17 protein-coding genes are annotated in these 19,889 nt (G+C 65.7%); 12 read left to right on the top strand and 5 right to left on the bottom strand.

The features are described 5' to 3' along the window. The first annotated feature begins 175 nt into the window (after positions 1-175). The 3 genes from argS to JDV75_RS00965 all read left to right on the top strand — a co-directional run bounded on the left by argS (position 176) and on the right by JDV75_RS00965 (position 4,008). A complete protein-coding gene (gene argS, locus JDV75_RS00975) occupies positions 176-1,828 on the top strand; it encodes an arginine--tRNA ligase (RefSeq protein ID WP_198737390.1) in 1,653 nt (550 codons plus the stop codon). After that, positions 1,829-3,307 (top strand): diaminopimelate decarboxylase, encoded by a 1,479-nt coding sequence (gene lysA / locus JDV75_RS00970; protein ID WP_198737389.1) that lies wholly within the window; start codon positions 1,829-1,831, stop codon positions 3,305-3,307. A 173-nt stretch (positions 3,308-3,480) separates the two neighbouring features. Beyond that, a complete protein-coding gene (locus JDV75_RS00965) occupies positions 3,481-4,008 on the top strand; it encodes a DUF4190 domain-containing protein (RefSeq protein ID WP_198737388.1) in 528 nt (175 codons plus the stop codon). Between the two features lie 361 nt (positions 4,009-4,369). On the opposite strand, the gene JDV75_RS00960 is transcribed toward JDV75_RS00965, so the two are convergent. Both JDV75_RS00960 and JDV75_RS00955 read right to left on the bottom strand, forming a co-directional pair. Further along, a complete protein-coding gene (locus JDV75_RS00960) occupies positions 4,370-4,816 on the bottom strand; it encodes a hypothetical protein (protein WP_198737387.1) in 447 nt (148 codons plus the stop codon). 324 nt (positions 4,817-5,140) lie between these two features. Next, entirely contained in the window at positions 5,141-5,455 is a 315-nt protein-coding gene (locus JDV75_RS00955; RefSeq protein ID WP_198737386.1) for a hypothetical protein, read from the bottom strand. A gap of 639 nt (positions 5,456-6,094) precedes the next feature. Between JDV75_RS00955 and JDV75_RS00950 the strand changes: the two genes are divergently transcribed. Genes JDV75_RS00950 through thrB form a run of 3 tightly spaced genes read left to right on the top strand, consistent with a single transcriptional unit; the run spans position 6,095 to position 9,448 of the window. Next, entirely contained in the window at positions 6,095-7,432 is a 1,338-nt protein-coding gene (locus tag JDV75_RS00950; RefSeq protein ID WP_198737385.1) for a homoserine dehydrogenase, read from the top strand. 4 nt (positions 7,433-7,436) lie between these two features. Further along, a complete protein-coding gene (gene thrC, locus JDV75_RS00945; RefSeq protein ID WP_198737384.1) occupies positions 7,437-8,519 on the top strand; it encodes a threonine synthase in 1,083 nt (360 codons plus the stop codon). Positions 8,520-8,524: 5 nt separating this feature from the next. After that, the gene (gene thrB, locus JDV75_RS00940; protein WP_198737383.1) at positions 8,525-9,448 is read left to right on the top strand and encodes a homoserine kinase; all 924 of its coding nucleotides are present in this window, start codon (positions 8,525-8,527) and stop codon (positions 9,446-9,448) included. 81 nt (positions 9,449-9,529) lie between these two features. On the opposite strand, the gene JDV75_RS00935 is transcribed toward thrB, so the two are convergent. The 3 genes from JDV75_RS00935 to JDV75_RS00925 all read right to left on the bottom strand — a co-directional run bounded on the left by JDV75_RS00935 (position 9,530) and on the right by JDV75_RS00925 (position 13,021). Further along, positions 9,530-10,657, bottom strand: coding sequence for an ABC transporter ATP-binding protein (locus tag JDV75_RS00935; protein ID WP_198737382.1), 1,128 nt, complete (start codon positions 10,655-10,657; stop codon positions 9,530-9,532). A gap of 231 nt (positions 10,658-10,888) precedes the next feature. Continuing rightward, positions 10,889-11,182 (bottom strand): DUF2249 domain-containing protein, encoded by a 294-nt coding sequence (locus JDV75_RS00930; RefSeq protein ID WP_198737381.1) that lies wholly within the window; start codon positions 11,180-11,182, stop codon positions 10,889-10,891. Between the two features lie 123 nt (positions 11,183-11,305). Continuing rightward, positions 11,306-13,021 carry a long-chain fatty-acid--CoA ligase gene (locus JDV75_RS00925; RefSeq protein ID WP_198737380.1) on the bottom strand — a complete coding sequence of 572 codons (1,716 nt, stop codon included), beginning with the start codon at positions 13,019-13,021 and terminating at the stop codon, positions 11,306-11,308. A gap of 525 nt (positions 13,022-13,546) precedes the next feature. On the opposite strand from JDV75_RS00925, the gene rho reads away from it, so the two are divergent. Genes rho through JDV75_RS00895 form a run of 6 tightly spaced genes read left to right on the top strand, consistent with a single transcriptional unit; the run spans position 13,547 to position 19,812 of the window. Next, complete coding sequence (gene rho, locus JDV75_RS00920; RefSeq protein WP_198737379.1) at positions 13,547-15,568, top strand: transcription termination factor Rho; 2,022 nt, start codon at positions 13,547-13,549, stop codon at positions 15,566-15,568. A gap of 1 nt (position 15,569) precedes the next feature. Then, positions 15,570-16,643 carry a peptide chain release factor 1 gene (gene prfA / locus JDV75_RS00915; RefSeq protein WP_198737378.1) on the top strand — a complete coding sequence of 358 codons (1,074 nt, stop codon included), beginning with the start codon at positions 15,570-15,572 and terminating at the stop codon, positions 16,641-16,643. A 23-nt stretch (positions 16,644-16,666) separates the two neighbouring features. Beyond that, on the top strand, positions 16,667-17,509 hold the full coding sequence (gene prmC / locus JDV75_RS00910; protein WP_336244265.1) for a peptide chain release factor N(5)-glutamine methyltransferase: 843 nt from the start codon (positions 16,667-16,669) through the stop codon (positions 17,507-17,509). A 33-nt stretch (positions 17,510-17,542) separates the two neighbouring features. Further along, positions 17,543-18,193: an L-threonylcarbamoyladenylate synthase gene (locus JDV75_RS00905; protein ID WP_198737377.1), complete on the top strand. Its 651-nt coding sequence runs from the start codon at positions 17,543-17,545 to the stop codon at positions 18,191-18,193. 1 nt (position 18,194) lies between these two features. Beyond that, complete coding sequence (locus tag JDV75_RS00900; protein WP_198737376.1) at positions 18,195-19,370, top strand: glycosyltransferase family 4 protein; 1,176 nt, start codon at positions 18,195-18,197, stop codon at positions 19,368-19,370. Between the two features lie 10 nt (positions 19,371-19,380). Beyond that, entirely contained in the window at positions 19,381-19,812 is a 432-nt protein-coding gene (locus JDV75_RS00895) for a hypothetical protein (RefSeq protein WP_198737375.1), read from the top strand. Positions 19,813-19,889: the final 77 nt, after the last annotated feature.

The following is a 19,889-nucleotide window of genomic DNA, read 5'->3' as shown; positions in this document are numbered from 1 at the left end:
ACGGATGGCGTTGGTCCTCCGGAATCTCCGACCGCCAGTCGGGTTCGCCGGGCGGGGGCCCGGTCTCCGGGGATTCCCGGTCCGCGGGGGTCTCGCGGTGGCCGACGGGGTTCGGTCACCGGATTGTCCCAAGACCCCGCGGATCGTGTCAGGTGGGCTGATAGCATGACTGACCGTGACTCCAACAGACCTCGCCTCCCTCATCAAGACCACCGCCATCGGCGTGCTGGACGACCGTGGCCTCGACTCCTCACTCCTCCCGGAGCAGGCCACCGTCGAACGACCCCGCAATCCCGAGCACGGTGATTACGCCACGAACGTCGCCATGCAGACGGCGAAGAAGGTGGGGACCAATCCACCCGAGTTCGCTACCTGGCTCGTCGCCGCTCTCGCTGAATGCGACGCCATCGCGGAAGCCACCGTGGCCGGCCCCGGCTTCATCAACATCCGGCTGGCCGCGGACGCGCAGGGCAAGATCGTAGAGGAGATCCTCGAGGCCGGGGAAGCCTACGGAAACGGCGACATCGTCGCCGGGCGCCGCATCAATCTCGAATTCGTCTCCGCCAACCCCACGGGTCCGATCCACCTCGGTGGAACCCGCTGGGCCGCGGTCGGCGATTCACTGGGTCGAATCCTCACGGCCTGCGGCGCGACCGTCACCCGTGAGTACTACTTCAACGATCACGGCACCCAGATCGACAGGTTCGCCCGGTCGCTCGTCGCAGCGGCGAAGGGGGAGCCGACCCCCGAGGACGGATACGGCGGTGCTTACATCGGTGAGATCGCCGACGCCGTGAAAGCGGATGTCCCGGATGTTCTCGAGCAGGACCCCGCGACGGTACAGGAGACCTTCCGGTCCCGCGGGGTGGACATGATGTTCGCCCACATCAAGAGTTCCCTCCACGAGTTCGGCACCGACTTCGATGTGTTCTTCCACGAGAACTCCCTGTTCGAATCCGGGGCGGTGGCACGGGCCATCGACATGCTCAAGGAGAACGGCAACCTCTACGAGTCCGATGGCGCCTGGTGGCTGAGGTCCTCCGCGTTCGGTGACGACAAGGACCGCGTCGTCATCAAGTCCGACGGTGACGCCGCCTACATCGCGGGCGACATCGCCTACGTCGTGGACAAGATCGAACGCGGCCACGACCTGTGCATCTACATGCTGGGTGCGGACCATCACGGGTACATCGCCCGGCTCAAGGCATCCGCGGCAGCGCTGGGTTACGATCCGGACAGCGTCGAGGTGATGATCGGTCAGATGGTCAGCCTGGTCAAGGACGGTGAAGTGAAGAAGATGTCCAAGCGTGCGGGCACCGTCATCACCCTCGACGATCTCGTCGAGGCCATCGGCGTCGACGCGGCCCGCTACGCTCTGATTCGTTCCTCCGTCGACTCCACCCTCGACATCGACATGGATCTCTGGTCCTCCCAGTCCAGTGACAACCCCGTCTACTACGTCCAGTACGGACACGCCCGCCTCTGCTCGATCGCCAGGAAAGCCGCCGAGATCGGGGTCGACCATGCTGGCGCGGACCTCTCGCTGCTCACCCAGCCCAGGGAAGGCGACCTCATCCGCACCCTCGGCGAATTCCCCGCGGTGGTGACCGCCGCGGCGGAACTCCGGGAACCGCACCGGATAGCCCGGTACGCGGAACAGCTCGCGGGGACCTTCCACCGTTTCTACGACACGTGCCAGATCCTGCCCCGCGGTGGAGAACAGACCGAACCGGTCCACCGCGCACGACTCGCACTCGCGGCGGCAACCCGCCAGACCCTCGCCAACGCCCTGCGCCTCGTCGGCGTCACAGCGCCGGAGCGGATGTAGATGAGCCACCGAAAGGAACCGTCGCTCGAGCGTCGGGCGATCGCCGGAATAGCCGACGGCGCATTCGACTCCGTCGAGAAGCGCGCAGCCCTGACCGATACGTCCCCGCGCGTCAATCCAGATGTCGCCGAAGCCTTCAACGGGCTCCCGGCACATGTCTGGCCCCGGAACGCCCGGCGTCAGGATGACGGGGTCGTGACCATCGCGGGGGTCCCCCTACCGGAGATCGCCGAAACCTACGGGACACCCGTATTCGTCGTGGACGAGGATGACTTCCGGTCCCGGTGCCGCGACATGGCCGATGCTTTCGGTGGGGGACGCAACGTCCACTACGCCTCCAAAGCGTTCCTCACCCGAACGATCGCCCGGTGGATCGACGAGGAGGGGCTCTCCCTCGACGTCGCCTCCCTGGGAGAGCTGCAGGTCGCTCTCGCGGCGGACTTCCCGGCGTCCCGCATCACCGTGCACGGCAACAACAAGTCGGACGAACTTCTCCGCGCGAGCGTCACCGCCGGTGTCGGGCATGTCGTCCTCGACTGCGCCGAGGAGATCGGCAGGCTCTCCGCCATCGCGGTGGAGGAGGGGGTGGACCAGGAGGTGCTCGTGCGGGTCAAACCCGGCATCGAGGCACACACCCACGAATTCATCGCCACCAGCCACGAGGATCAGAAATTCGGCTTCTCACTGGCCTCGGGGTCCGCACACGCGGCATGCCTCGCGGCCGTCGACGCCGCGAACCTGAAATTGGTCGGATTGCACTGCCACGTCGGTTCCCAGGTCTTTGACGCCCACGGATTCTCCCTCGCCGCCGAACGCCTGCTCGGTCTGATGGGGCAGCTGAAGCGTGACCTCGACCGGGAGACGGCCTCCGCCGCTGTCTCAATTCTCGACCTCGGTGGCGGATACGGTATCGCATACACGGATGGTCAGGAGCCCCTTGACGTTTCGGGTGTCGCCGCGAATCTCATCCGGGAGGTCCACGCGCACGCGGAGTCCCTGGGCCTCGCCACGCCGGAACTGCTCGTGGAGCCCGGTCGGGCGATCGCCGGACCATCGACGGTCACGGTGTACACCGTCGGTACCGTCAAGGACGTCCACACCGCCCAGGACTCCACGCGCCGCTACCTGTCCGTCGACGGTGGAATGAGCGACAACATCCGCCCGGCCCTCTACCAGGCGGAGTACGAGGGACGCGTGGTGAACCGCTTCGTCGACGGTGAGGGAATCTCGACCAGGGTCGTCGGTTCCCACTGCGAATCAGGTGACATCCTGCTGAGTGACGTCACCTACCCGGATGACATCGCCGCCGGCGATCTGCTCGCGATCGCCGGAACTGGTGCGTACTGCTACGCGATGAGCTCCCGGTACAACATGTTCACGCGCCCGGCTGTGGTCACGGTCCGTTCGGGACGGTCACGGCTCATGCTGCGACGGGAGACCCTGGACGATTTTCTCTCCCTCGAGGACGGATCCTTCTGAGACGGTGACGGGTGTTGTCCGTGGGGGTCGGGTTACGTAAACTGGCCGGGCACCACAGCCGTATCGGTGGGGCGGGGCTAGACCTAGCGCCGTGTCCCGGTGGTGACCGGCGCGGCGGATGCCGCGCCGGAACTCGCAACAGCCCACGGAACAGACAGAAAAGAGCTTTCTCCATGACGACACCGAATGATCCCGGAAACAACATCCCGCCCGGTGGCGGCTACCCTCAGGACGGTGGCGCCTATCAGGGGGCCATCTACGGTGGATACCCCGGCGCCTCCCCCGCCCCCGCGAAGAACGCCATCGCACCGTGGGCGCTGGGGGTCTCCATCTTCGCCATCGTGCTCTGCTGGGTTCCGCTGCTCAACTGGCTCCTGGCGCTCGCGGGTATCGTGCTCGGCATCATCGGCATCGTCAAGGCCGGTAAGATCAATCTCCCCAAGAACGGCAAGGGGATGTCCATCGCCGCCGTCATCCTCTCCGTCGTGGCGATCGTGCTGAGCGTCGTTCTCAGCGTGTTCGTGCTCAAAGTCGCCGAGGACTTCGTCGGTGAGGAGAACATCCAGAAGATCAACGAGTGCAACCAGCTCCCGACCGCCGAAGAGCGTGACGAGTGCCTCGACAGGGTCGGCACCGAAATCTACGAGGAGAAGAGCTCCGAGATCGACAACGAGGAGAAGAGCTCCGAGATCAACAACTAGGAGACGAGGTCTCCCGCCCGGAACTCGCCGGATTGGCTTGTTCCGGAAGTGCATTTGAAACGAAACCCCGGACGTGTACCTGAACCAAGTATCCGTCCGGGGTTTCGGTGTTCACACTGCGGAAAGCCAGCAGTCCCGGGCGGTCGGAACCGGGTCCTTCGGCCGTGGATGGGGTGGCCGGACCGGGCTCTGCGGCCCGACACTGTGATCCGGACACTGCCCGTTCGAGTACCTGGACGCGGTAACCCTTTCGTCCGGATTTCCCGTCACTACTGTCCGGGAAAATGAAGAACCGCCCCACGGCACGTAAACGGGCCGTGGGGCGGTGTTGCCGGCCCCGAAACGGGACGGCGGTCGGTTCCTAGCGGAACAGGGGGGCGATCAGGTGATTCTGAACGGCCCAGTTGTAGGCGAAGCTGAAGACGAGGGCGAGAGCGCCGAGGCCGAGAACCAGCTTGAAGCCACCGTTGGCGTTGGAGCCGGCTTCCTTCTCGGCGGAGGAGCCGAGGAGGTTCTTGATCTTGGCGGTGACGTCGTCGACGGAAGAGCCGTCCTTCTTGTCGGCGTCGTCGTTGGCCTTGGAGGAGCCGAGGGTGTCCTTGATCTTGGCGGTGACGTCCTCGGTGGAGGAGCCCTTGTCCTTGTCGGTGTCGACCTCGGCGCCGGCCTTCACGGAGGAACCGCTGCTGTTGGTGTTGGCGTGGACGGTGGCGTCGCCCTCATTGGCGACGGCGGAGCCGGTCCCGGCGAGCAGGGCGAAGGAAGCTGCGGCCGCGATTGCGGCGGATGTGAAGCGGCGGTTCATCATGAAGAGTGTCTCCTGTATGGGGGCGGTAGATCGACCTGTCGGTCGGGCTGAACGCGAAAGATTGAGAAAGCTGATTGCCTACGGTGCGACCGAGAGAATCGGTTGCGCTGCGTACAGAGACACTATCGGTACGTACGGCTGAGCATTACGTAAACGGGGGGAAAAACAGAGATAATCTTCGGAATTCGTTGAACGTGCAGGTCAGTGCGGTCGAGAAAATGTGTCGTATGCGGTCCCACGCCGGGTCTGATCCACAGAAAACCGGATGGTGGAGCTGAAACGTCCACCATCCGGCTGCGGAGAGCGCACTACGGCGCTCAACTTCTAGCGGGGGAGCGGAATGGTGATCGGCTGACCCTGGATCACGTGCTGGGAGACGGCGAAGTTGTAGATGCCGGCGACGATGGCACCCCAGATGGCCAGGTGGATGACGGATCCCAGAACTCCGGCGCCCAGGGCCGATCCCTGAAGAGCTGATCCGGTGGCCTGCGGGTTGGTGGCTGCACTCTGGAGAGCGCCGATGGTGCTCGTGTCGGAGCTGGTGTTGTCGGCGGCGGCTGCTACCGAGGTGCCGCCGGCGATGAGGGCGACGGACGTTGCGGTGGCGATGATGCCACGGCGGAGGCGGTTGGAATTCATTGAGATACTCCTCAGTTCAGGGATGGTGGTCAGCATGTCCTGTCTGGACAGGCGTGGACCCGAGGGAAACATTCGGCGGAGCATCCATGTAATTCTCCCGATTTGTTGAATCAGGAGTGGGCGACCCTCGGGAATGTTCGGACGGGTGAAGTTAATGTTAGCGTGTTGTTCCGTTGAAAATAGGAGCTCTCACCAAATTATCCGAACTGTTACTGATGGGGTACTTCCCATTTAGAGTTTTCGCAGGTGAATGGGCCTTCTGTTAAAAGATAATCTTTCCGGAGATGGTGTCAATCTACTTTAACCATGGAAACCGATGGTCTAGATGTCGGAGCGGTGTCTGTGGGTCGAAGTCGGCGGAATGTGTCGAATCACTTCACGTTTCTCCGGTGGGTCCGGCCGGGGCGGTGGCCTCACCGGTTGTTTTGTCGGAGGTATTTCGTTTCCGGGCAATGGGAACAGGGGGATCGACGGATGGGAGGTCCGCCGGTGAAGCATCCGGAACAGTCTGTCTATGATGGCTTGGTACGGCCAGACACCCGAGAGTTGTTTTCGGGTGCGTTGTCCCCCGGTGAAGTCGAACATGCTGCGCCGGGAGAATACGGCAGAACACACTCACGAGATCCCACATGGAGCACCATGACCGTCAATGACCAGCCAACCTACAACCCAGGCAAGGGGGAGGGCAGCCCGGTGGGCGTGGCTCTCCTCGGCCACGGAACCGTCGGCAGTGAGGTATTCCGCCTTCTCCGGGAGAACTCGGATGAGTTCACCCACAGGGTCGGTGGCCCACTCGAGATCAAGGGCGTAGCGGTCGGCGATGTCGCCAAGCACCGCGGTTCCGTTGACGAGGATCTGCTCACCACGGACGCCATGGGGCTGATCCGGCGTGATGATGTCGACATCGTCGTCGAGGTCATCGGCGGAATCGACTACCCCCGTGAACTCGTGCTCGCCGCACTCAGAGCGGGGAAGTCGGTCGTCACAGCGAACAAAGCCCTTGTGGCCGCCCACTCCGCCGAACTCGCGGAGGCGGCAGACGCAGCGAAAGTGGACCTCTACTTCGAGGCTGCGGTGGCAGCCGCGATCCCCGTCGTCGGGCCGCTGCGGCGTTCGCTCGCCGGTGATCGCGTCGAATCGGTTGCGGGCATCGTCAACGGGACCACGAACTTCATCCTCGACGCGATGGATGCGACGGGTGCGTCCTACGACGACATGCTCGCCGAGGCCACCCGGCTCGGCTATGCGGAAGCTGATCCGACCGCCGATGTCGAGGGCCATGATGCGGCATCCAAGGCTGCGATCCTCGCTTCGCTGGCGTTCCACACGCGTGTGACCTACGAAGATGTCCACTGTGAGGGCATCTCCTCCATCACCGCCCGTGACATCGAGGCCGCCCGTTCCGCCGGGTACACGATCAAGCTGCTGGCGATCTGCGAGCGCATCACCGGCGACGACGGTGTCACGAAGGTCTCGGCCAGGGTCCATCCGACGCTCGTCCCGCGGGATCACCCGCTGGCCAGTGTGACCAAGAGCTTCAATGCCGTGTTCGTCGAAGCGGAGGCAGCGGGTCGGCTCATGTTCTACGGCAACGGTGCAGGTGGATCCCCGACCGCATCAGCCGTGCTCGGTGATCTGGTCGGCGCCGCCCGTAACAAGGTCCACGGCGGTCGGGCACCGGGAGAGTCCACCTACGCGAACCTTCCCGTCGCGCAGTTCGGTGAGGTTACCACCCGGTACCACGTCGACATGGAGGTGGAGGATCGCGTCGGCGTCCTCGCCGATGTGTCCCGTGTGTTCTCCGATGCGGGGATATCGCTCCGCACGGTCCGTCAGGAGGAGAGCGGTGACGCCGCGCGACTCGTCGTCATGACCCACTCCGCACGCGAAGCGGATCTGTCCGAAACAGTCGAGACGCTCAAGAAGCTCGACGCAGTTAAAACCGTCAACAGTGTCCTTAGACTGGAAGGTGAATGATCCAATGAGCTCCCACAAACCCGTCCACCGCGGCTGGCCCGGACTGATCGAGGCGTACCGCGACCGCATGCCGGTGGCCCCGGGATGGAAGGCCGTCACCCTCCAGGAGGGGGGCACCCCGCTGCTGAAGGCCCACCACATCTCCGAGATCACCGGCTGCGACGTCTACCTCAAGGTCGAGGGGCTCAACCCGACCGGCTCCTTCAAGGACCGTGGCATGACCGTCGCGGTGACCGACGCCGTCGCCAACGGCAAGAAGGTGCTCATGTGCGCCTCCACCGGCAACACCTCCGCATCGGCGGCCGCCTACGCGACCCGCGCGGGGATCAAGTGCTCCGTCCTGATCCCCGAGGGCAAGATCGCCCAGGGCAAGCTCGCCCAGGCTGTCATGCACGGCGCGGAGATCATCCAGGTGCGCGGCAACTTCGACGACTGCCTCGAGCTCGTCCAGAAGACCACCACCGAGTACCCGGAGATCGCCCTGGTGAACTCCGTGAACCCCATGCGTATCGAGGGGCAGAAGACCGCCGCCTTCGAGATCGCCGACGTCCTCGGAGACGCACCACACATCCACGCGCTGCCCGTCGGAAACGCCGGCAACATCACCGCCTACTGGAAGGGCTACACCGAGTACTTCAACGACGGCGTGACCACCCGCAGCCCCCGGATGCTCGGAGTCCAGGCCGCCGGCGCGGCGCCGCTCGTCAACGGTGAACCCGTCACCAACCCGGAGACCATCGCGACCGCCATCCGGATCGGCAACCCCGCGTCCTGGCACTCGGCCGTCGCCGCCCGCGACGAGTCCGAGGGCGTGTTCCGGGCCGCCACCGACGAGAAGATCCTCGAGGCCTACCGACTCATCGCCGGAAAGGAGGGCGTGTTCGTCGAACCCGCGTCCGCCTCCTCCGTCGCCGGTGTTCTCGCGGCGCACGAGGAAGGCTGGCTCGAGCCGGGCCAGACCGTCGTCTGCACCGTCACCGGCAACGGTCTCAAGGACCCGACGACGGCACTGCTGCAGATGCCGGAACCGACCCCGATCGACGTTGACCCCGCCGCCGTGGTCGAGGCGCTCGGTCTGAAGGCGTGATCCCGGTGAGCACCGCACTTCCCGTCGGCAGAACCGCGCACGTCACCGTGCCGGCTTCTTCAGCGAACCTGGGCCCGGGTTTCGACACCCTGGGGCTCGCGGTCAGCCTCTACGATCACGTCGACGTGGAGGTCACCGAATGCGGGCTCGAGGTCACCGTCGAGGGCCAGGGCGCGGGGGAGGTCCCCCTCGACGAGCGGCACCTGGTGGTCCGTGCCGTGCGGGCGGGACTGAATGCCGCCGGCGTCACCGCACCCGGACTGAAGGTCACCTGCCGGAACTCCATTCCGCAGTCCCGTGGACTCGGTTCCTCCGCCTCCGCCGCCGTCGCCGGTGTTGCCGCGGCCAACGGTTTGGCCGGCTTCGTGCTCGACGACGCCGCCGTCGTGCAGCTCGCCAGCGATTTCGAGGGGCACCCCGACAACGCCGCGGCCAGTGTTCTCGGCAGTGCCATCGTCGGCTGGACCGAGGTTCCCGTGGACGGTACGACGAAACCGCAGTACCGCGCGGTCCAGATCCCCGCGGACGCTCGGATCCGGGCGACCGCCCTGGTCCCGGACTTCCGCGCCTCGACGCAGGCCGTCCGCCGGGTGCTCCCCAGCGACGTGACCCACATGGACGCACGATTCAACGTCTCCCGGTGCGCCGTGATGACCGTCGCGATCCAGCACCATCCCGAGCTGCTCTGGGAGGGCACCCGGGACCGTCTGCACCAGCCGTATCGGGCGGACGTCCTCCCCGTGACCGCCGAGTGGGTGAACCGGTTGCGCAACCGTGGCTGGCCCGCGTACCTTTCCGGTGCGGGCCCCACAGTCATGGTGCTGTCGACCGAACCGGTCGATCCGCAGATTCTCGATCAGGCACGGGCCGACGGCCTGGCCGTCCACGAACTCGAGGTCGCCGGGCCGGTTGAGGTCACTGTCGACTAGACGGCGAAAACGGGGTGACCGGGAGCGATCGAGCACCCGGCCACCCCGTTTCGTCGTTCCCCGGTACGTGGGGCCGGGGTGTCAGGCGATCCGCTCGCCGGTGGCCGCACTGAAGCAGTGCTGCTGGTTCTCCCGGATCCGGACGTGGATCGTCTCACCGCGCTTCGGCGCGGTACGCGGAGAAACCCGCACGATGATGGGGGAATCGGCGGAGTCGTCCGGGCCCGAGCCGATCGCCGAATCTGCGGCACCTGCGAGGTGACCGTAGATGTAGGCGTCGGAGCCGAGTTCCTCTACGAGGTCGACGACGACCGGGATGGTGGTGCCCACCTGTTCGCTGACGACCTCGAGGCTCTCCGGGCGGAAACCGATCGTGATGCGTCCGCCGTCCGCTTCGGTGAGGGCGGCGACGGTGTCCCTCGGGAGCCGCACCGCAGCGGAACCGAGTCGGGCCTCGTCGCCGTCGACGTGGAACGTCCCGAGGTTCATCGCGGGTGATCCGATGAATCCGGCCACGAACTTGTTGACCGGCCGGTCGTACATGTCCTGCGGCGTGCCGCACTGCTGGAGCACTCCGTCCTTGAGGACGGCGATTCGGTCGCCCATGGTCAGGGCCTCCGTCTGATCGTGCGTCACGTATACCGTGGTGACTCCGAGATTGCGCTGCAACGAGGCGATCTGGGTACGGGTCTGCACGCGGAGCTTCGCGTCGAGGTTGGACAGGGGCTCGTCCATGAGGAACACCTGGGGCTTGCGGACGATGGCGCGGCCCATGGCCACGCGCTGACGCTGGCCGCCGGAGAGCGCCTTGGGCTTCCGGTCCAGGAAGGGTTCGAGTCCGAGGATCGCCGCGGCCTCATCCACGCGACGGGCGATCTCGTCCTTCGGTGTCTTGGAGATCTTGAGGGCGAATCCCATGTTCTCCCGGACTGTCATGTGCGGGTAGAGCGCGTAGTTCTGGAAGACCATCGCGATGTCCCGGTCCTTCGGCAGCACCGAGGTGACGTCGCGGTCGCCGATGAGGATACGGCCCGAGTTCACGTCCTCGAGACCGGCGAGCATCCGGAGCGAGGTGGATTTCCCGCAGCCGGACGGCCCGACGAGAACGAGGAACTCGCCGTTCTCGATGTGCAGATCAAGTTCATCGACGGCCGGATGATCGGCCCCCGGGTAGATTCGGCTGGCCTTGTCGAAGGTCACTGTAGCCATGATTGAAATCCCTCCACCGGCAGGTACGTGCCGGACGATCCGAGTGGAGTACCGTCCCCGTCACGGTGGTACCGCACCGTGATCCGGCATCGCTGCCGAACACGCACGGTGCGTTCATCTGTGAACGGGGATGACACCGACCGCACATTGTCGTGCAGATCACCTCATGATGCCACAGTGCGGCCCCTCAAGGGGGCGGTTCCGGGGAATCTGTCCGGGCCTGGTGCGGGCTCAGGCCATCCTGGTGAATCTGATGCGCCACTCGTTCGGCCCCTGTTCCAGGAACCTCATGTCGAAGGATTCCGCCCGGGCCGCGATCTCGTTGAGCAGCGGCACGGGATTGTGTGGGGCGACTAGTACGAGCGCCCCTCCGACGGGGAGCACTCCCAGAGCCCCGTGGATCGCTCCGTGGCGGATGGCGTGCGGGATCGCGGCTGCGTCCAGCTCGGGGACCGGCACGTCGTGCTCACCGCAACCGCAGGAACCCGTCGTTTCGGTCAGCGGCAGTTCTTCCCTGGGATTCATCGGGGTCCTTTCGACGGAGCTGCAGACGTTGTTCCACGATGTTAGCCCGGACTCACCCGGTTGTCACCGGTCACCCGGGACAGGGCGGCGGGCGCTCCGTCGGACCCGGTCGGTCCGACCCCGTCAGCGCTCCCCGGGACCCTTGAGCCGGATGACCTCGAAGTCTCCGTCGGCCAGGTGCTTCCGCAGGTCCTTCTTGTCGAACTTGTCCACGCTGGTGCGGTCGATCTGGTCGACGAAGGTCCAGTACTCGGGCAGCATCCAGGCGGGCAGTTTCTCGCGCAGGTTGTCCCGGAGGCGTTCGGCGGTGCCACGGTCCGGGGCGACGCCCTCATGCAGGACGGTGACCGCGAGTGGTCGCTCGCCCCACTTGTCGTCCGGATAGCCGATGACCGCGGCCTCGACGACCTCCTCGGCCTCCATGACCATGTTCTCCAGCTGTACGGAGTAGATCCACTCGCCACCGGACCTGATCACATCGCGCGCCCGGTCCTCGACGGTGAGGAAGCCGTCCCGCGTGACCGAACCGACATCGCCGGTGCGCAGCCATCCGTCATCCGTGAACTTGTCGGCCGCATCCCCGACCTCCGAGCCCCGGAAATTCCGCGCCAGTCCCCCCTGGTCCTCCTCGGGGGAGTGGTAGTAGGAAGCGGTGACCCAGTTTCCGCGAACCTGGATCTCGCCCTGGTTCCGGTCGGTTCCGGTGACCTCGCGGCCTTCGTTTACGACCCGGTACTCGATGGACGCCGGAAACCGGCCCTGGCTGATCCGGTAGGTCCAGCGGGTCTGGCCGGACGCCCCCATCGGTGGACGGGCGACAGTGCCGATCGGGGAGGTCTCCGTCATACCCCAGATGTGGATGACGTCGACGCCGTAGCGTTCCTCCCACATCTTGATCAGGACCGGCGGGACCGGAGATCCACCGGCGAAGATCTCCTGGAGACTCATCCTCTCCGGCGGGTTGGACAGGTAGTGCACCATGAGGGAGATCCACAGGGTGGGTACCCCGGACGCCGCCCGGGGGTGGGTGGTCGCGATGATCTTCGCGAGAGAGGGGGCGGACAGGTCCGGCCCCGGGAGGATCATCGGGGCCCCGGACATGAACGCGGAGATCGGAACGCCCCAGGACAGGACGTGGTAGATCGGCACGCAGCAGAGGAAGGGGACGCCGTGGCTGACGGCGAAGCTGTCCGTGGTCCGGAGGCTCATGGAGTGCAGGTAGATGGACCGGTGCGAGTAGACCACCCCCTTCGGGGCGCCGGTCGTTCCGGTCGAATAACAGATCGCGGCCGCCGTGTGTTCATCGAGCACCGGCCAGTCGTAGACCGTGGATCGTCCGTCGATGAGAGATTCGTAGGAATGGATCCGGATGTGCCCGGGCAGGTGCGGGGAGAGTGAGTCGATGTCCCGCAATCCCGTGACGACGACATCCGTCACTCTCGGGCAGTGCTCCAGTACCCGACCCAGTTCGGGGAGGAGCCTGGGGTCCGCGATGATCACCCGGTCGTCGGCGTGGTTGATGATGTGGGCGATCTGGTCGTCCATTAGCTGCTTGTTCAGGGGGTTGAACACCGCCCCCATGCAGCTGACCGCGAAGAGAGTCTCAAGATGCTCGGCACAGTTGTACATTAATGTGCCGATGCGCTGATCCGAATCGATGTCGAGTTCGTCCCTGAGGGCGTTGGCGAGGGCGGCGGCCCTGGAACCGATCTCACTGAACGTCAGTGCGGTGGGTTCGCCGTCGTCCCAGCTCGTGACCGTCGAGGACCCGTGAACGGTCGAGCCGTACCGAAGTATCCTGGTCAGCGACATCGGAATGTCGTGCATCGTGCTCAGCATGTTCACCACCTTAACCGTGAGCCCCGCGGTGCGGGGATCCCGCGGTGTGCCCGGGCGGGCGTGCCACACCCGGGGCCGGGCCGCCGGCACCGGAGGACGGTGCAGGCCGGTGTGGGCGTAAGCGTTCCGGATACGCTAAAGTGGTTGATTGAACCGACAGGTTAAGACAGTGTGACCGCCAGGGGCGAGATGCAGAGCAGGGTCGTCGGTCAAGACGGTTTCTCGCACTCCCTCCCAGGGCCGCACACTCGAGGGTCCGGGATTCTCAAATCCGGACTTGGTAACACGGCTTCCATGACGGGGCCAGGCGGTGTGTCCGCAGGGCAATCCCGAACGAAGCACCCAGACATGTCCTAAGCAGAGCTTCATCCGTTCCCGGCGTATCCGCGGGCATCCCTCATGCGGTGGCCCGGAGTTCGTCGGTTCTGCCAGGACTGACATTTTCCGTGAAAAGCTGCCGGCAGCAACTTCTGCCCGGTTGTGCGCGACGCCAACTGTGCCGGTACAGCGATTGAAAGGACTTTCGTGACCGAAACGGACAACGCCAACAAGGATCTTGCCGCGTTCAAGCTCACTGAGCTGCGCCAGATGGCACAGAAACTCGGCATCCGGGGTATTTCCGGCAAGCGGAAGGGCGACCTCATCGAGGCCATCCGCGGTGCTGGCGGCCAGCAGAAGCAGGCCCCCGCAGGCGCTCCTGCGGCCGAGCAGGTGGAGCAGAATTCTGAAGCGACCGGTGGCACACGCCGTCGGCGCCGAGTGACCACCCCCACGATCACTCCCGAGGAATCCGCACCGGAATCCGAGGGGCACGCGGGCAACGCACCGGATTCCGGTGAACAGAACCGGGATGACAGCAGGCGCAACCGTTCCCGCAACGACGACCGGGATGGCGACCGCGGCCGCGGGCGCGGTGACGAGGGGGAGGACGCTTCCCGAGGCAACGATGACGATGACGACGACGGGCACTACGAGTCCCGCGCCGCGGCCCGACGGGCGCGCCGCAACCGCACCCGTCAGCAGCAGCGGAAGGGTGGCCACGACGACAATGGCGGCGGCCAGCAAAACGACGGAGACAACGGCAACAACCGTGGAAACCGCCGCAACAATGACGACCGTGACCCGGACAACGGCAACAATCGTGGCAACCGCCGGAACAACAACGATGACCGGGACCCGGACAACGGGAACGGCAGTGGCAACGGAAACAGCCGCAACAACAACCGTCGGGACCGCAACCGTGACGACAATGACGGGGGCGGACGGGGCAACCGCCGCAACCGCCGTAACCGTCGGGACCGCAACCGCGGCAACAACGACAACCACGGCAACAACCACGGCAACGACGATTCCAGGGACGACGACGTGTTCTCACCCGTCGGCGGCATCCTCGACATCGTCGACAACAACCTCGCCTTCGTCCGTACCACGGGCTACCACGCGGGGCCGGCGGACGTCTTCGTTCCCCAGCAGATGGTCCGGCGTTTCGGCCTCCGCCCGGGTGACGCCATCACCGGCCAGGTGAAGATGCGTGCCGACGGCCAACCCGCCAACCAGCACAGTGGTGGAGGTCGGAACCGGCAGAAGTACAACTCGCTCGTCCGGGTCGACACCGTGAACCAGATGAGCCCCGAGGAGGCACGCAAGCGCCCCGACTTCTACAAGCTCACCCCGCTCTACCCGAACAAGCGTCTGCGTCTCGAGACGGATCCGAAGATCCTGACCACGCGACTGATCGACCTGATCATGCCGATCGGCAAGGGACAGCGTGCGCTGATCGTCTCTCCGCCCAAGGCCGGTAAGACGACGATCATGCAGAACATCGCGAACGCGATCGCGACGAACAACCCCGAATGCCACTGCATGATCGTCCTCGTCGACGAGCGTCCCGAGGAAGTCACCGACATGCAGCGTTCGGTGAAGGGCGAGGTCATCGCCTCCACCTTCGACCGTCCGCCGAGCGAGCACACCGCCGTCGCGGAGCTGGCGATCGAACGGGCGAAGCGCCTCGTCGAGGAAGGCAAGGACGTCGTCGTCCTGCTCGACTCGATCACCCGACTGGGGCGTGCCTACAACAACAGCTCCCCGGCTTCGGGCCGCATCCTCTCCGGTGGTGTGGACTCCAACGCGCTCTACCCGCCGAAGCGTTTCCTCGGTGCAGCCCGGAACATCGAGCAGGGGGGTTCACTGACGATCATCGCGACCGCGATGGTCGAGACCGGATCCGCCGGCGACACGGTGATCTTCGAGGAGTTCAAGGGCACCGGCAACGCCGAACTCAAGCTGGACCGCAAGATCTCCGAGCGTCGGGTGTTCCCGGCGGTCGACGTCAATCCCTCCGGTACCCGGAAGGACGAGCTGCTGCTCGCTCCCGAGGAGGCTCGACTGATGCACAAGCTGCGTCGGATCCTGTCCGCCCTGGACAATCAGCAGGCCATCGATCTGCTGATCAAGCAGCTGAAGAAGACGAAGTCCAACGCGGAGTTCATGATGCAGATCGCCTCGTCGGCCCCGATGGCGTCCGACGGCGAGGAGGAGTACTCCTAAGATGTCGAATCAGGTTTCCGCCGTCGACGACATCCTGTCCGAGTACCAGGGGCTCGAGGCGCAACTCGCGGATCCCGAACTCCACAATGATCCGGCGGCCGCCCGGAGGGTCGGCAAGCGCTACTCGCAGCTGCAGCCCATCATCCGCGTGCACGATGAGCTGTCCGCCGTGAAGGGTGATCTGGAGGCCGCGCGGGAGATGGCGCACGAGGACGCCGAGTTCGCTGCGGAGGCGGACCGGCTCGCGGAGCGTCAGGTTGAACTGGAGGAGAAGCTCGCGGATCTTCTCGCCCCGCGTGACCCCCACGACGCCGATGACATCGTCATGGAGATCAAGTCCGGTGCCGGTGGCGAGGAGGCGGCGTTGTTCGCCGGTGAGCTCGCCCGGATGTACCAGCGCTACGCCGAGAAGCACGGCTTCGTCACCGAGGTGCTCGGCCTCAGTGAATCGGACCTTGGCGGAGTCAAGGACATGACCTTGTCCATAAAGTCGAAGCAGCCGTCCGCGGATGGCGCGTGGAGCGTTTTCAAGTTCGAGGGCGGTGTCCACCGGGTGCAACGTGTCCCCGTCACCGAGTCCCAGGGCCGGATCCAGACCTCCGCGGCGGGTGTCCTCGTCTATCCCGAACCCGACGAGATCGAGGCCGTCGAGATCGACGACAAGGATCTCCGGGTGGACGTCTACCGCTCCTCGGGCAAGGGCGGGCAGGGTGTGAACACCACGGACTCCGCCGTCCGCATCACCCACCTGCCCACCGGCATCGTGGTGACGTGCCAGAAGGAACGCTCCCAGATCCAGAACAAGGCCCGCGCCATGCAGGTTCTCGCCGCCCGGCTGCAGCAGCAGATCGAGGAGGCGGCCGACGCGGAGGCAGCGGAGGGGCGTGCGGCGCAGATTCGCACCATGGACCGCTCGGAGCGGATCCGCACCTACAACTGGCCGGAGAACCGGGTCAGCGACCACCGGATCGGATACAAGTCCAACAACCTTGATTCTGTCCTGAATGGTGGTCTCGAGGATCTGTTCACGGCGCTCCAGACCGCGGAACGCAACGCCCGACTGGAAGCCGAATAGGGGTCATCCGGGTGCGAAAAACGGTGACCGCCGCAGTGCGCGACGCTGCGGCGGTTCTCGCTGCCGCGGGCGTGGACACGCCACTCGTCGACGCCCAGCTCATCGCGGCCCACCTGCTCGGCTGCGGCCGCATGGACCTCTTCCTCCGGGGTGATGAGGTGGCTCCGGAGGGCTTCGGGGAACTCGTCGCCCGTCGGGCCCGGCGGGAGCCGCTCCAGTACATCACAGGCACGGCGCCGGTCGGGGCGCTCGATCTCGAGGTCGGGCCCGGCGTGTTCATCCCCCGGCCCGAAACCGAGCTGCTCGCCGAGTGGGGGATCGCCGCGATCGCCGACCGCACCGCTCCCGTCGTCGTGGATCTCTGCACAGGGTCCGGCACTCTCGCCCTGTCCATCGCCGTGGTCAGGAGAGATGCGACCGTCACCGCCGTCGAACTCGATCCGTCCGCGGCGGAGTGGACCCGGCGGAACATCACCGCCCACGCACCGGCCGTCCGGCTCGTGGAGGTCGACGCCACGCAGCGGGGGATTCTGCGCGAACTCCACCGGAGCGTCGATCTCGTGCTGTCCAACCCGCCCTACGTCCCGGAGCGCGGATCCGACGATGTACCACCGGAGGTCCGGCACGATCCGCACCACGCCGTGTTCGGGGGCGCGGACGGAATGTCGGTCATCCTCCCCATGCTGGAGAACGTCCACGTCCTGCTGAAAGACGGCGGACTGTGCGGCATCGAGCACGATGACACCACGGGCGACGCCGTGCGGATGGCCTTCGCCGACCACGGTGGCTTCGCGGACATCCGGACCCACCGGGACCTGGCGGGTCGGGAACGCTTCACCACGGCGAGTAGACTCGGACCAAGCTGAACGAGGTTCCACCCGGAAAGAGAGAACAGACCAGTGAGCCGGATCTACAACTGCCTGAACCCCGAGGACCGCATCAATGGCCTCTCCGCGGCCGTGAGCTCGGTCAAAGGCGGTGGACTCGTCGTCCTGCCGACGGACACCCTCTACGGCATCGGGTGTGACGCCTTCGACAACCGGGCTGTCGCGGATCTCCTCCGGGCGAAGCACCGGGGACCGGACATGCCGGTACCCGTGCTGGTCGGGAGCTGGGACACCGTTCACGGCCTCGTCCGCGACAACCAACCCGCCGCCCGAACGCTGATCGAGGCGTTCTGGCCGGGAGGTCTCTCCATCGTCGTCGCCCAGGCCCCGAGCCTGCCGTGGAACCTCGGGGACACCAGAGGGACGGTGATGCTGCGCATGCCGCTGCACCCGGTGGCGATAGAGCTCCTCCGGGAGACCGGACCGATGGCGGTGTCGAGTGCGAACATCTCCGGCCAACCGCCCGCGACGACCGTGGAGGATGCCCGGCAACAACTCGGGACCACGGCCTCGGTCTATCTCGACGGCGGAACCTGCCCCACCGCCATGCCCTCGAGCATCGTCGATCTTTCCGGTGCCCGGCCCCGGTTGCTCCGCGAGGGGGCGGTACCCGCCGGCCGGATAGCGGAGGCCCTGGGCATCGCACCGGAGACGTTGTCCTGAAATGGGGGCCGGAGGTGCCGGGGTTCCCCTGCGTGAACTCGGACTGGTTCTCCTGGTCGCCTGCGCCGTGACCTACCTGACGACCGGGATCATCCGGCACGTTCTCGTCCGGGCGGGCAAGGTCGATCCGGTGCGGGAGCGGGACGTCCACAAGCATCCGACGCCGCAGATGGGCGGGGTCGCCATGTTCACGGGCTTTCTTGTCGCAGTGTTCGTGGCGCAGCAGCTGCCGGCACTGAACCGGGGTTTCCAGCCGATAACGCCGGAGATGGGGGCGGTGGTGTGTGCCGGTTTCGTCATCGTGATGGTCGGTATCCTCGACGACTTCCTGGAACTCGATGCACTGACGAAGCTCATCGGACAGACACTCGGGGCTGTTGTGATGAGTCTGATGGGGCTGACGTGGACGTTGATCTACCTCCCGTTCGGCGGAGGGACGACCGTGGTCCTCGATCAGGTTCTCTCCACGGTGCTCACCGCTTTCGTCACCGTGTCGTTGATCAATGCACTCAACTTCGTCGACGGCAGCGACGGCCTCGCGGCGGGGGTGGGGATGATCACCGGCGGCGCGATCCTCACTTTTGCCCTGACGATCCTCCACGATCAGGGCGGAGCCGTCTCGGCGTATCCGCCCGCGATCATCGGCGCCGGGCTCGTCGGCGTGTGCCTGGGATTCCTTCCGCACAACTTCGCGCCCGCGCGGATCTTCATGGGGGACACCGGGAGCATGCTGATTGGACTGCTGCTGGCCGCCGCCTCCACATCGGCTTCCGGCAAGATCAATCTCTCGCTGTACGGCGTCGCCGACGTGTTCGCTGTCATGGCACCGGTGATCGTCGCCGCGGGCTGCGTCTGTGTTCCCCTCGCGGAGCTCTTCATCACCGTGGTGCGGCGCCTGCTGACCGGACAGTCGATGGCGGTGCCCGACAAGAACCATCTGCACCACCAGCTCATGCGCCACGGACACACACCACGCCAGGTCGCCCTGGCCATCTACCTCTGGACCTTCGCCGTCGCGTTCGGTGCCGTCGCGTTCACCGTGCTCCCGGTCTACGATGCGCTCTTCGGCTTCTTCCTGGCGCTCGTTCTCGCGTTCATCGCGACGATCGCGCCCGTGCTCGACAAGCGTTCCCGTGACCGGGAGAACGCGTCACCGGGGTCTCTCCCGGTCACGTAGTATCCAACTCGTGAGTGAAACGAAGCAGACCCCCGAATCGCAGTACGACGACCACCGTGTCCCGCTGATCCGGGCCGCACGCCTGGGGGCGGCCGCCCTCGTGTTGACCACGCTCCTGCTCGGGGCACTGTGGACAAGTGTCGATGGGATGCCCGGATTGTGGGGTGTTCTCGTCGGGGCGGGCGTCGGGGGTGGCTTCCTGCTCATGACGGTGCTGAGCGTGCTGGTGACGAGCGGGCAGTCGCCGTCGACGACCGCGGCCGTCGTGCTCGGCAGCTGGCTGCTGAAGCTGGTGGTCCTCCTCGTCGTGCTCTTCGTCCTCAGGGACCTCGATTTTTACTCCAGGAGGGCGCTGTTCGCGACCGTGGTCGTCGCGATCGTGGCGGTGACCGGGTCGGAGACCTGGGGGATCGTCCGGAGCCGCACTACGTACGTGTCGTGACACGGCGAGCCCCCGATGCGCCCGGTATTCGCCGGGCTACCCGCTGGTAGCACAAGTTCCGGGAGGTTCGGGAAACA

The sequence above is a fragment of the Corynebacterium meridianum genome, assembly GCF_016342265.1.
Lineage (GTDB): Bacteria > Actinomycetota > Actinomycetes > Mycobacteriales > Mycobacteriaceae > Corynebacterium > Corynebacterium meridianum.
The sequence above is the reverse complement of the archived record's forward strand: the minus strand, read 5'-3'. Positions and strand labels throughout refer to the sequence as shown.

Excerpts from the sequence above, each read along its gene's own strand:
- lysA (WP_198737389.1), top strand. The coding sequence starts at position 1,829 with ATGAGCCACCGAAAGGAACCGTCGCTCGAGCGTCGGGCGATCGCCGGA.
- JDV75_RS00965 (WP_198737388.1), top strand. The coding sequence starts at position 3,481 with ATGACGACACCGAATGATCCCGGAAACAACATCCCGCCCGGTGGCGGC.
- JDV75_RS00960 (WP_198737387.1), bottom strand. The coding sequence starts at position 4,816 with ATGATGAACCGCCGCTTCACATCCGCCGCAATCGCGGCCGCAGCTTCC.
- JDV75_RS00955 (WP_198737386.1), bottom strand. The coding sequence starts at position 5,455 with ATGAATTCCAACCGCCTCCGCCGTGGCATCATCGCCACCGCAACGTCC.
- JDV75_RS00950 (WP_198737385.1), top strand. The coding sequence starts at position 6,095 with ATGACCGTCAATGACCAGCCAACCTACAACCCAGGCAAGGGGGAGGGC.
- thrC (WP_198737384.1), top strand. The coding sequence starts at position 7,437 with ATGAGCTCCCACAAACCCGTCCACCGCGGCTGGCCCGGACTGATCGAG.
- JDV75_RS00935 (WP_198737382.1), bottom strand. The coding sequence starts at position 10,657 with ATGGCTACAGTGACCTTCGACAAGGCCAGCCGAATCTACCCGGGGGCC.
- JDV75_RS00930 (WP_198737381.1), bottom strand. The coding sequence starts at position 11,182 with ATGAATCCCAGGGAAGAACTGCCGCTGACCGAAACGACGGGTTCCTGC.
- JDV75_RS00925 (WP_198737380.1), bottom strand. The coding sequence starts at position 13,021 with ATGCTGAGCACGATGCACGACATTCCGATGTCGCTGACCAGGATACTT.
- prfA (WP_198737378.1), top strand. The coding sequence starts at position 15,570 with ATGTCGAATCAGGTTTCCGCCGTCGACGACATCCTGTCCGAGTACCAG.
- JDV75_RS00900 (WP_198737376.1), top strand. The coding sequence starts at position 18,195 with ATGGGGGCCGGAGGTGCCGGGGTTCCCCTGCGTGAACTCGGACTGGTT.